Origin of the sequence: Streptomyces sp. NPDC015130 (genome assembly GCF_043080005.1) — a bacterium.
Classification (GTDB): domain Bacteria; phylum Actinomycetota; class Actinomycetes; order Streptomycetales; family Streptomycetaceae; genus Streptomyces.
The window spans coordinates 101,719-113,083 of the sequence record NZ_JBIBVC010000005.1 but is presented as its reverse complement, the minus strand read 5'-3'; the positions used below and the strand labels follow the sequence as shown (position 1 = coordinate 113,083).

The 11,365-nt window shown below is 71.9% G+C and carries 12 protein-coding genes and 1 tRNA gene; 7 read left to right on the top strand and 6 right to left on the bottom strand.

What is annotated here, in order from left to right; translation table 11 throughout:
• Positions 1–12: 12 nt before the first annotated feature.
• The 6 genes from ACF08F_RS11930 to ACF08F_RS11905 all read left to right on the top strand — a co-directional run bounded on the left by ACF08F_RS11930 (position 13) and on the right by ACF08F_RS11905 (position 6,103).
• On the top strand, positions 13–1,566 hold the full coding sequence (locus ACF08F_RS11930; protein ID WP_392298719.1) for a NuoM family protein: 1,554 nt from the start codon (positions 13–15) through the stop codon (positions 1,564–1,566).
• Entirely contained in the window at positions 1,563–3,107 is a 1,545-nt protein-coding gene (locus ACF08F_RS11925; protein ID WP_392298359.1) for an NADH-quinone oxidoreductase subunit N, read from the top strand. Before ACF08F_RS11930 ends, ACF08F_RS11925 begins: the two co-directional genes overlap by 4 nt.
• A gap of 44 nt (positions 3,108–3,151) precedes the next feature.
• Complete coding sequence (gene mscL / locus ACF08F_RS11920; protein ID WP_392298358.1) at positions 3,152–3,607, top strand: large conductance mechanosensitive channel protein MscL; 456 nt, start codon at positions 3,152–3,154, stop codon at positions 3,605–3,607.
• 197 nt (positions 3,608–3,804) lie between these two features.
• A complete protein-coding gene (gene htpX, locus ACF08F_RS11915) occupies positions 3,805–4,668 on the top strand; it encodes a zinc metalloprotease HtpX (protein WP_392298357.1) in 864 nt (287 codons plus the stop codon).
• On the top strand, positions 4,665–5,057 hold the full coding sequence (locus ACF08F_RS11910) for a YccF domain-containing protein (protein ID WP_392298356.1): 393 nt from the start codon (positions 4,665–4,667) through the stop codon (positions 5,055–5,057). The genes htpX and ACF08F_RS11910 overlap by 4 nt, the downstream gene beginning before the upstream one ends.
• Positions 5,057–6,103 (top strand): hypothetical protein, encoded by a 1,047-nt coding sequence (locus ACF08F_RS11905; protein WP_392298355.1) that lies wholly within the window; start codon positions 5,057–5,059, stop codon positions 6,101–6,103. The genes ACF08F_RS11910 and ACF08F_RS11905 overlap by 1 nt, the downstream gene beginning before the upstream one ends.
• On the opposite strand, the gene ACF08F_RS11900 is transcribed toward ACF08F_RS11905, so the two are convergent.
• From ACF08F_RS11900 to ACF08F_RS11885, 4 genes are all read right to left on the bottom strand, one after another.
• Positions 6,069–7,307: an APC family permease gene (locus tag ACF08F_RS11900; protein WP_392298354.1), complete on the bottom strand. Its 1,239-nt coding sequence runs from the start codon at positions 7,305–7,307 to the stop codon at positions 6,069–6,071. The genes ACF08F_RS11905 and ACF08F_RS11900 overlap by 35 nt on opposite strands.
• A gap of 20 nt (positions 7,308–7,327) precedes the next feature.
• Positions 7,328–7,969, bottom strand: a complete 642-nt coding sequence (locus ACF08F_RS11895) for an alpha-ketoglutarate-dependent dioxygenase AlkB family protein (protein ID WP_392298353.1) — start codon at positions 7,967–7,969, stop codon at positions 7,328–7,330.
• Complete coding sequence (locus ACF08F_RS11890; protein ID WP_392298352.1) at positions 7,966–8,478, bottom strand: methylated-DNA--[protein]-cysteine S-methyltransferase; 513 nt, start codon at positions 8,476–8,478, stop codon at positions 7,966–7,968. Before ACF08F_RS11890 ends, ACF08F_RS11895 begins: the two co-directional genes overlap by 4 nt.
• Positions 8,479–8,583: 105 nt before the next feature.
• Positions 8,584–9,075: a YajQ family cyclic di-GMP-binding protein gene (locus tag ACF08F_RS11885; protein ID WP_390562632.1), complete on the bottom strand. Its 492-nt coding sequence runs from the start codon at positions 9,073–9,075 to the stop codon at positions 8,584–8,586.
• A gap of 168 nt (positions 9,076–9,243) precedes the next feature.
• Between ACF08F_RS11885 and ACF08F_RS11880 the strand changes: the two genes are divergently transcribed.
• Positions 9,244–9,325: transfer RNA gene (locus ACF08F_RS11880), tRNA-Tyr, on the top strand.
• 198 nt (positions 9,326–9,523) lie between these two features.
• Here ACF08F_RS11880 and ACF08F_RS11875 read toward each other — a convergent pair.
• Both ACF08F_RS11875 and ACF08F_RS11870 read right to left on the bottom strand, forming a co-directional pair.
• Positions 9,524–10,888 (bottom strand): tyrosine-type recombinase/integrase, encoded by a 1,365-nt coding sequence (locus ACF08F_RS11875; RefSeq protein ID WP_392298351.1) that lies wholly within the window; start codon positions 10,886–10,888, stop codon positions 9,524–9,526.
• Positions 10,885–11,091 (bottom strand): helix-turn-helix transcriptional regulator, encoded by a 207-nt coding sequence (locus tag ACF08F_RS11870; protein ID WP_392298350.1) that lies wholly within the window; start codon positions 11,089–11,091, stop codon positions 10,885–10,887. Before ACF08F_RS11870 ends, ACF08F_RS11875 begins: the two co-directional genes overlap by 4 nt.
• Positions 11,092–11,365: the final 274 nt, after the last annotated feature.

Genomic DNA, 11,365 nt, shown 5'->3' with positions numbered 1-11,365 from the left:
AGCGAATCCGTGATGCAGTTCCTTCTCGCGTTCACCGTCGTCGGCCCGCTCATCGGCGCGGCCGCCGCCCTCCTCCCGGCCCCGCCCGGACTGAAGGGGAAGTCCCCGGACCAGGCCGTGCTCCGCCACGGCGTCACCGTCACCGGCGTGATCCTGCTGGCCGCGATCGTCCTCGCGCTCGGCTTCGACCACGACCACCCGTCCAGGATGCAGGCCACGACGGACATCAGCTGGATCCCCGCACTCGACGTGCGCATCCACCTCGGCATCGACGGCATCTCCCTCCCCCTGCTCGTCATGACCGCGCTGCTGACCTTCCTCTGCGCGCTGTACAGCTACTTCAAGATGCCCGCGGGCCCGTCCCCGAAGGCCTTCGTCGCCCTGCTCCTCGTCCTGGAGTCCGGCACCCTGGCGACCTTCGCCGTCCTGGACCTCGTCCTGTTCTTCCTGGCCTTCGAGATGGTCCTCATCCCGATGTACTTCCTCATCGCCCGCTGGGGCGGCGAGGGCAGGCAGGCCGCCGCCTGGAAGTTCATCCTCTACACGCTGCTCGGCTCCGTCGTCATGCTGCTGGGCCTGCTCCTCATCGGCGTACAGGCCGGCACCTTCGACATGCTGGCACTCGCCTCTGACAACGGCCGCGGACTGAGCACGACCGTGCAGGTCACCGCCGTTCTCGCGATCGGCCTCGGGCTCGCGGTGAAGACCCCGATGTGGCCACTGCACAGCTGGCTCCCGGACGCCCACACGGCCGCCCCGACCGTCGGCTCCGTCCTCCTCGCCGGCGTCCTGCTCAAGATGGGCACGTACGGCTTCGTCCGGATCCTTCTGCCGATCGCCCCCGACGGCATGCGGACCTTCGCGCCGTACCTCGCGGCCTTCGCCGTCGCCGGGATCGTCTACGGATCGCTCGCCTGCCTCGCGCTCGCGCGCCCCGGCGCCAAGGGCGACCTCAAGCGGCTCATCGCGTACTCCTCCGTCGGCCACATGGGCTTCGTCCTCCTCGGCATCGCCACCATGACGCCCACCGGGGTCAACGGCGCGCTCTTCGCCAACATCGCCCACGGCCTCGTCACCGGCCTCCTCTTCTTCCTGGTCGGCGCCCTCAAGGACCGGTACGGCACCGCCGACCTCGACACCCTCGCCGGGGCCACCGGCGCCGCCCTCTACGGCCGCGCCCCCCGCCTCGGCGCCCTCCTCGCCTTCGCCGCCGTCGCCTCCCTCGGCCTCCCCGGCCTGGCCGGCTTCTGGGGCGAGATGCTGGCCCTCTTCGGCGCCTTCGAACCGGCGCCGGGCCTCAGCCGCCCCGCCTTCCTCACCTTCACGGCGATCGGCGCGTTCGGCACGCTCCTCACCGCCGCCTACCTCCTCGTCGTCGTCCGCCGCGTCTGCATGGGCGGCCCCCGCCCGGCGGGGGAGACGGCGATCGCCGACGTCCAGGGGTACGAGTTCGCCGCCTGGACCCCGCTCGTCGCCCTCACCGTCCTCGCCGGACTCTGGCCCGCCGTCCTCCTCGGCCTCACCGACCCGGCCGTCCAGCAGCTCCTCGCCGGAGGCACCCGATGACCCCCGTGACGACGCTCGCCAGCCAGTCGGGCGAGCCGAGCGCGTCGCTCGTCCAGTCCATCGACTGGCTCACGATCGCGCCCCCCACCCTCACGGCCGTGGTCGCCCTCGCCGTCCTCGTCGCCGACCTCTTCGTCCCGCCGGAGCGCAAGCGGCTCCTCGGCTGGACCGCGATCGGCGGCCTCGTCGCCGCCCTCGCCCTCCTCGTCCCGCTGCGGGCCGGCGACCGCTCCACCTTCTGCCTCACCTCCGAGGCCCAGGCCCAGGGCCACGCGGCCGCGTGCAGCTACACCGCCGACACCTTCACCCTCGTCGTCCAGCTGCTCGTCCTCGGCGGCGCGCTCCTCACCGCGCTCCTCTCCCTGGACGAGACCCGCGAGCGGCTCCCGGCCGGCGAGTTCTGGTTCCTGCTGCTCTCCTCGGCCGCCGGCGCGGCCCTGCTGCCCGCCTCCCGGGACCTCGCGACGCTCGTCGTCGCCCTCGAGGTGGCCTCGCTGCCCGCCTTCGCGCTCGTCGGCCTCAAGCGCGGCGACCGCAGGTCCGGCGAGGCCGCGCTGAAGTTCTTCCTCTCCTCCGTCACCGCGACCGCCGTCACCCTGCTCGGCGTCAGCTTCGTGTACGCGGCGACCGGCACCCTCCACCTCACGGAGATCGCCGAGCGGCTCGACTCCGTCCCTGGGCAGCTGGAGACGCTCGCCCAGGCCGGTGTCGCCCTCACCCTCGTCGGCTTCGCCTTCAAGACGGCCGCCGTCCCCTTCCACTTCTGGGTCCCCGACACCTACGTCGGCGCGCCGCTGCCCGTCGCGGCCTACCTCTCCGTGGTCGGCAAGGCCGTCGGCTTCACCGGCCTCATCCTGGTGACGGTCGTCGCCTTCCCCTCGTACGCGGACGTCTGGGGCCCGGCGCTCGCCGTCCTCGCCGCGCTCACCATGACCGCCGGCAACGTCGCCGCCCTCCGCCAGGTCTCCACGCGCGCGTGGAGCGCGGTCCGGCTGCTCGCCTGGTCCTCCGTCGCCCAGGCCGGCTACCTGCTGGTGCCGATCGCCGCCGCCGCGTACGCCGACGACGACCAGGTCGGCGCCACCGTCGCGTACGCCCTGATGTACGCCGTCGTGAACCTCGGCGCCTTCGCGGTCGTCGCGCTCGTCGCCCGTACCCGCCCGGCGAACCGGATCGAGGACTACCGCGGGCTGTACGCGGCCAGCCCCGCCGCCGCCCTCGCACTCGGGTTCTTCCTCCTGAATCTGGCCGGTTTGCCCCCGGGTATCATTGGCCTCTTCGCCAAGGTGACCGTCTTCTCGTCGGCCGTCGACGCGGGCCTCGGCTGGCTGGCCGTGATCATGGGCGTCAACGTCGTCGTCGGGCTGTACTACTACCTGCGCTGGACGGCACTGCTCTTCCGCGCACCGGCCGGCGCCCCCGTCCCCCACCGGGCTTCCGCGCCGGTCACCCTGGCGATCGCGCTGACCGCCGCCGGCGGAGCCGTCCTGTCGGGCTACCCGCAGTTCGCCCTCCGCTTCGCGGCGACGACGCTGTTCTGACCCACCGTCCCCCCCACACACAGCAGAACCTGGAGCAACACCCCGTGCTGAACGGATTCAAGGACTTCATACTTCGCGGGAACGTCATCTCGATGGCCATCGGTCTGGCCGTCGGAACCGCGTTCACCGCCGTCGTCACGGGCTTCAGCAAGGCCTTCATCACCCCGCTCATCGGGCTCGCCACCGGCTCCGTCGGCGACTTCAGCGAGGCGAAGTTCAGCGTCGGCAAGACCGTCTTCCCCTACGGCCTCGCCATCTCCGCCGCCATAGCGTTCGTCATCACCGCCGCGGTCCTCTACTTCCTGATCGTCGCCCCGCTGGCGAAGGTCCAGGAGCGGTTCGCCAAGGAGGAGGCGGCCGACCCCAAGTCGGAGAAGCGCGACTGCCCCCGCTGCTTCACCGAGATCCCGGCGATCGCCTCCCGCTGCGCCCACTGCACCAGCGAGGTCGAGCCCACCGCCGCCCACCTGGAGAAGGTCGCGGTCCCGGCGGCCCGCTGACGCCGACCTCCGAAAGGCGGCCCGCCGACGCGGACCACCTGACGGGCACCTTCACCCGAACGGCCCATGGCCGCCCCGGTACGGCCGGGGGAACCCGAGCCTCCCGCCTGGCGTTGACCAGTACGGGAGGGTCCACTGGACGAGTGGACCACCACGAAGCAAAGGGTTCCCCTGCCGCACCACTTGGAGGGCGTACCGTGCACCGCCGGCACAACGGGCTGAGGACCGCCGTCCTCCTCGGAGGGCTCTCCGCCCTCATCATCGTCATCGGCAGCTTCTTCGGCCGGACGGGGCTGATCGTCGCGCTCTTCGTGGCGCTCGGCACCAACGCGTACGCGTACTGGAACAGCGACAAGCTGGCGCTGCGGGCCATGCGGGCCCGCCCGGTCAGCGAGTTCGAGGCTCCCGCGCTGTACCGGATGGTGCGCGAGCTCTCCACGCAGGCCCGCCAGCCGATGCCGCGGCTCTACATCTCGCCGACCCAGGCGCCCAACGCCTTCGCGACCGGCCGCAACCCGCGCAACGCCGCCGTCTGCTGCACCGAGGGCATCCTCGCGATCCTCGACGAGCGCGAGCTGCGCGGGGTCATCGGCCACGAGCTGAGCCACGTCTACAACCGGGACATCCTCATCTCCTCGGTCGCCGGAGCACTCGCCTCCGTGATCATGTTCCTGGTCAACTTCGCCTGGCTGATCCCCGTCGGCCGCTCCGGCGACGACGACGGCCCCGGCATCCTCGGCTATCTGCTGATCCTCATCCTGGGGCCGATCGCGGCCTCGATCATCCAGCTCGCCATCTCCCGCTCCCGGGAGTACGAGGCCGACGCCTCGGGCGCCCAGCTCACCGGCGACCCGCTCGCCCTGGCCAGCGCCCTGCGCAAGCTGGAGGCGGGCACCAAGCAGCTCCCGCTGCCGCCCGAGCCCCGGATCGAGACGGCGAGCCACATGATGATCGCCAACCCGTTCCGCCCCGGCAAGGGCATGTCCAAGATGTTCTCCACCCATCCGCCGATGGCCGAGCGCATCGCCCGGCTAGAACAGATGGCAGGTCGACGCCCGTGAAGACGATCCTCAACATCATCTGGCTGATCCTCTGCGGATTCTGGATGTTCCTCGGCTACATGCTCGCCGGCGTCCTGCTCTGCATCACGATCATCGGCATCCCCTTCGGCGTCGCCGCGTTCCGCATCGGCGTCTACGCCCTGTGGCCCTTCGGGTACACGGTCGTCGACCGCCACGACGCGGGCGCCCCCTCCTGCGTGGGCAACGTCCTGTGGCTGATCCTCGCCGGCTGGTGGCTCGCCCTCGGCCACATCGCCACCGGCATCGCCCTCTGCATCACGATCATCGGCATCCCGCTCGGCATCGCGAACTTCAAGCTGATCCCGGTCTCGCTGCTCCCCCTCGGCAAGGAGATCGTCCGCACGGACCAGGCGTACGCGGCCTACTGATGCAGTCGCCCCGGTACGCCCTGGTGCCCGCCCCCGGAGACACCGCCCGCCACGTCCTGGCCCTGTGCAAGGACGTGGCGGGCCTCTTCGCCGAGCCGGCCCGCCCCGCCCGCGTCCGCTACGAGCTCCGCGGCTGCGAACCGCGCGGCGAGCTGGCCCGGGCCGTCACCCAGGCCGTCGTCGAGGGCACGGCCCCCCTCGGGACGCTCGTCGTCGACCTCCACGGCACCGGATGGGCCCTCGCGGAGACCCGCGTCCTCGGTATGCGCGGCGACGTCGTCACGGTCGAGGCGGCCGGCGCACCGCACCGCGTCCACCACCCGCCCGACCCGGTCCCCTGCGGCAACCTGATCCGGGTCACGCCCGCCGCACCGGAGGAGGAGACCCACACCGACGTCACCTTCGTCGGCTGCTCCCCGCGCGGCGAGCTCCGCGACGCCCTCGACGCGGGCGCCGCCGACTTCCGCGAGGTCCGCTACCAGGGCCTGACCCGGATCGGGAACGGTCACCACGAGGGCGAGGCGGGCCGCATCACCGGCTGGGACGCCTCGGCCCGCCACCACGGCCTCGTCGACCTCACCCTGTCCTTCCCCCGTACGCGGCTGCTGCCGCCCGCGACCGGCGAGATATGGGACCTGTTCTGGCGGGACAGGCCCGCCGAGCCCGGCACCTGGCGGCGGTTCACCGGCGCGGCGCGCGGCGAGTGGCTGGACCGGGCGGCCGCCCACGGCCCGTACGGCACCCTGGAGCTCCTCCCCGGCGCCACGTACCACCTCGACGGCACCGACATCGTGGACGAGGACTCGTTCCGGTGCGCCCTGGGGGAGGCCGTCCTCGGCCCGGGACGCTGCTTCCGCACGGCGGCCGGAGCGACCGGCACCGCGGCGATCGGCGCGGAGCTGTCCGGCGCCACCGTCGTCTGGCACCACGCCGACGTGGCCCGCGCCTGCCTGGGCGCCCTGCCCTACCGGGGGCGCCGCCCGGCGACCTTCCGGGAGCTCGTCGACGAGCTCACGGACGCGGGGGTACGGCTCGTCCTCGACTGACCGCCCAGGCCACGACACCTGCCGCGAGGACCCCGGACCCGGCCAGCACCGAGCCGAGCGGCAGCGCGAAGGCGAGCACCGCGCAGCCGACGAGCCCGAACGCGGCGAGCGGCCGGTTCCGGCCCCCCAGGGTCCAGGCGGAGGCGTTCGCGATGCCGTAGTAGACCAGCACGCCGAACGACGAGAAGCCGATGGCGCCCCGCACGTCCGCCGTCGCCGCCACCACGGCCACCACCGCGCCCACCGCCAGCTCGGCCCGGTGCGGCACCTGGAACCGGGGGTGCACGGCCGCGAGCCCGCCCGGCAGATATCCGTCCCGGGCCATCGCCAGGGTCGTCCGGGACACCCCGAGGATCAGCGAGAGCAGCGAGCCGAGCGCGGCGACCGCCGCCCCCACCGTGACGAGCGGCACCAGCCACCCCGCGTCCGCCGCGCGCGCCGCGTCGGCGAGCGGCGCGGGGGAGGCGGCCAGGGCGGCGGGCCCGAGGACGGTGAGCACGCTCACCGTGACCACCGCGTAGACCGCGAGCGTGATCCCGAGGGCCACCGGTACCGCCCGGGGGATCGTGCGGGCCGGATCGCGGACCTCCTCGCCGAGCGTGGCGATGCGCGCGTACCCCGCGAACGCGAAGAAGAGCAAACCCGCGGCCTGGAAGACCGAGCCCCCGACGAGCTCTCCGCCGAGCGTCGGGCGGGCCGCCTCACCGGCCCCGAGGGACACCACGACGACACAGGCGAGGACGGCCAGGACCACTGCCACGACGACCCGCGTGAGCAGCGCCGACTTCTGAACTCCCCGGTAGTTGACGGCTGTCAGGGCCACCACGGCGGCGACCGCGACCGCGTGCGCATGGGTGGGCCACACATAGGCCCCGACGGTCAGGGCCATCGCCGCGCACGAGGCCGTCTTCCCGACCACGAAGGCCCAGCCGGCCAGGTACCCCCAGAACGAACCGAGGCGTTCGCGACCGTACACATAGGTGCCGCCGGAGGCCGGGTATCGGGCCGCGAGCCGGGCCGAGGCCATGGCGTTGGCGTAGGCGACGACGGCGGCGGTCCCGAGTGCCCAGAGGAGCCCGGCCCCGGACCCGGCCGCGGCGGCCGCGGGTCCGAGTGCCACGAAGATGCCGGCCCCGATCATCGAGCCGAGCCCGATCACGACCGCGTCGAAGACGCCGAGCGACCGGCGCAGTTCCTCTGCCACGCCCTCAGCCTAGAGGGCGGTCACCAACCGGTCTCCCGCAGTGTGATGTTGAGCCGCCCGGCCAGGCCGAGCGCCGGATCGGCCGTCCCGGGACGCACCACGGGCACCCCGTGGTGTGCCCATCGCGAGGCGCCGCCGAAGACGAAGAGGTCGCCGGAGTGCAGCTCGACGTCCCGGTAGGGCCGGCCGCGGTTCTCCGCGTTCCCGAACCGGAAGACGCACCGGTCCCCGAGGCTCAACGACACCACGGGAGCCCCGGACCGCTCCTCCTTGTCCTGGTGCATGCCCATCCTGGCGCCGTCCCCGTAGAAGTTCACCAGCGCGGTGTCGGGCGAGAACTCCCGGCCGTCACCGAGCCCGCCGCCCTCCCCGTACGCCTCGGCGACCGCCTTCCGCCCCAACGTGACGAGCCACTCGGGCAGTTCGGCCCCGACCGAGTCGAGATAGCGGTACGGCTCCCACCGCCGGCCCAGGCACAGCGACCGCACGGACATGACGCCCCCGCCCGGCAGTACGGTCCGCCGGTACGGGTCCGGCCCGCGCCCCCACTCGCGGCAGGCGTCCACCAACTCCCGCTGACGCGCGAGCGGCAGCCACCCGGGCACGTGCACGGCCCCGGGCGCGACGACGGCCCGCTCGCGGGGGAAGAGCCCCTCGCTCACCCGGAACCGGGACCCGCCGGGGCGCCCTCGATCCCGAGGAGCCGCTCTTTCCGCTCCAGCCCGGCGGCGTACCCGCGCAGGCTCCCGTCGGCCCCGATCACCCGGTGGCAGGGCCGCACCACGAGCAGCGGATTGCGCCCGATCGCGGTCCCCACGGCCCGCACCCCGGCCCCGGAGGAGCCGACGAGCCGGGCGACGTCCCCGTAGGACACGGTCGTCCCGTACGGGATCTCCTCCAGGGCGCGCCAGACGCGCCGCTGGAACTCGGTACCGCCGCTCGCGTCGCACGGGATGTCGAAGGAATCCCGCCGCCCGGCGAAGTACTCACCCAGCTGCCGGGCCGCCTCGGCGAAGGCCTCGGGCGCGAGCGTCCACCCGTCCTCGACCTCGACGCCGCCCTTCTGCCCCGGCAGGGACAGCGAGCGCAGCACGGCACGGCCCCCTTCGGCGAGCTGCCCGACCAGCAGCATCTCGCCCAGGGGGCCGTCGACGTACGCGTACACGGTCATGGCTGGTTCCTCTCCCCGAACGGGTCTCTCACGACCCAGTGTGCGGGGCTCGCCGGCCCTCGGACTGGCGGAATTCGGACACGAGCCTGGACGTGCCGGAACGGGTCAGCGGTAGTTCACGAACTGGATCGCGAAGTCGAAGTCCTTGCCCTTGAGCAGCGCCTGCACGGCCTGCAGGTCGTCCCGGCTCTTCGAGCTGACCCGCAGCTCGTCACCCTGGACCTGCGCCTTGACACCCTTGGGGCCCTCGTCCCGGATGGTCTTCGCGACCTTCTTGGCGTTCTCCTGGGAGATGCCCTCGGTGACCGACGCGAAGAGCTTGTACTCCTTGCCGGACAGCTGCGGCTCGCCCTCGACGTCCAGCGTCTTCAGCGAGATGCCGCGCTTGATCAGCTTGGTCTGGAAGATGTCGAGGATCGCCATGACGCGCTCCTCGCCGTTCGCCTGCATCAGGATCTTCTCGCCCGACCAGGAGATCGAGGCGTTGGTCCCCTTGAAGTCGTAGCGCTGGGAGATCTCCTTCACGGCCTGGTTGAGGGCGTTGTCGACCTCCTGCCGCTCGACCTTGGACACGATGTCGAAACTGGAGTCGGCCATGACTCGTGGCTCCTTGATGGTTGCTGTCGGGTACAGCCCAAAGCCTAGGGGGTTCGCCGCGACTCGAACCGCTGATCAACCGGGTGGCGAACCACCCCCTGGGATCAGGTATTGTTTACGTCGTTGCCACGGAACACCGCGAAAGCGGCTCCACGGCAGCGATCTCATGGCGATGTGCCCGAGTGGCCAATGGGAGCGGACTGTAAATCCGTCGGCTTAGCCTACCCAGGTTCGAATCCTGGCGTCGCCACGCGAGAAAGACGGCCCCTGATCTGCGGAAACGCGATCAGGGGCCGTTCGCGTGTGTAAGTGAGACAGAGCCTGACTGTCTCGCCGTGTCTCGCTCGATCCCGGGGTCTACCAGGGGTTCTGGACGGCCCGTGGACGGGAATCCGAGCCACTCCTCACGGCTCCGGCCGAGGCGGTTGTCAACGGCCGGCGTGGACCCTCACCGGTGCTGGTTCAGCCGGGCGGAGATCTTGGCGTTGGCGGCCTCGTCGCCGCCCTTGAGGAACTTCGCGTAGACGCGGAAGAGGACTCCAACGGAGTGACCCGCCCGCTGCGCGACGAGCTGAGGCTCGACCCCGGAACTGAGCCATGTTGAGACCGCTGCGTGACGAAGGTCATACGGCCGCTTGGCGAGCTTGGTCTCGCGCTCAGCGGGGCTCAGGACGTCCTCTCGGGCACCCGCCCAGACCTCCCCGTACCCGCTCTCCTGAACCATGCCGCCCCGGGCGGTCCGGAACAGCCGGCCGTCGGCGTGGGAGCCGTAGAGGGTGACGTGCCACCGGAGCATCGCGACCAGCTCGGGCGGGATCGGCACGTACCGGACCGTCTTCCGCGTGCGGTGCTTGAGCCCGCGCCGGTCGTGAGCTTCACCCGTGTCCGTCCAGGAGCTCCCGGATCGCGCCCGGCTCTCCCGGAGCCGTACGAGACCCCAGCCGCGCCGGGGGAGGTCGCAGTCCTGGAGCTGGAGCCCGACCAGCTCCCCGGGACGGCCGGCGGAGTAGTACATGCACCCGAAGAACGCCTCCAAGTGACGGCCGCGAGCGCCCTGCCTCCCGACAGCGGCCAGGAGCGCGGCGGCCTGCTCCGGGTCCGGCACGGCCTCGGGGTCGACTTCCTCCTCGACCTTCTCGGGAGCCTTCCACTTGATCGCCGGGATCGGGTTCTCGCCGAGCAGCTTGGCGTCGACGGCGAGGCCGAGGGCCTGGTGGAAGATGGCCCGCTTGCGGGCGATGACCGACCCGGCGGAGGTCTTCCCGTCGAGGCGCCGGGTGCAGGCGTCCAGGGCCCGGCGGACGAGGATCCGATCCGCGAGCTTGGACGTGGCGACGGACTTCCGCTCCACCCACGCGAGCAGCGCGGCCACGTCCTCGGGGGTCTCCTCCTTCCACCGGTTCACGTTGAAGCCCCAGGTATAGAGCGCGCGGCGCACGGCCTTGTGGTCCGCCATGCCCTTCGTGTCGGTCAGCAGCGCGAGGGTCACCGTGGCCATGGCCTCGGCCAGGTTCCGGCGCGTGGAGGCGGGGGAGTGGTCCCACTTCATCTCCACGTAGTTCCGGGCGTGCTGGTACCAGGAGATGTCCCTGGCCGTCTGGACCATGGACTTCGGCAGCCCGCTGTCGACGTCCCACGGCTCGCCCTCGCGGGTCGCGGTGATGAACTGCGCCCGCCGGCTCTCCGCGAGCCCCATCGTCAGGAAGGACTCAGAGTGGGGCTTCGTACCGACCTGCCAGCGAAGCTGGTACGGCTTGCGGTACGGCCGCTTGCGGATGCTCCAGATCCGCACGGTGTAGCTCCAGTCGGTCACGCGGACTCCAGTTCGTTCAGAAAGGCGTCGAGCACGCTGCGACGGATCCGCAGGTGCCCGTTGGGGAGGCGCTTCACCTCGGGGGCGTAGCCGCGGTTGCGCCAGCGGTAGTAGGTGGCTCGGGTGATGCCGATCTCGGCGAGGGCGTCGGTCAGGGGGATCCACTCGTCGACGGGCTGACGGCGGCGGGCGGTGCGGGCCATCGGGTCCCCTCCTCGGGGTGTAGTCGGGTGGTGCGGTGCAGGCGGTGGGCGGAGCTGATGCGGCACAGGGCGGCGGGTCGAGCGGCTCCGTGGGGCCCGTGTGTGTCCGAGGTCAGAATTTCTGCGTCATTGCGTCATCAGCGTCATTCGTGCCGCTGACCTGCGGGTTTGAATGACGCAGAGGGTGCGGGCTGCGTCACTCAGTGACGCAGCCGTCCGTCATGAGGTGACGCAGATGACGCAGGATGACGCAGAGACTTGGGCTCTGCGTCAC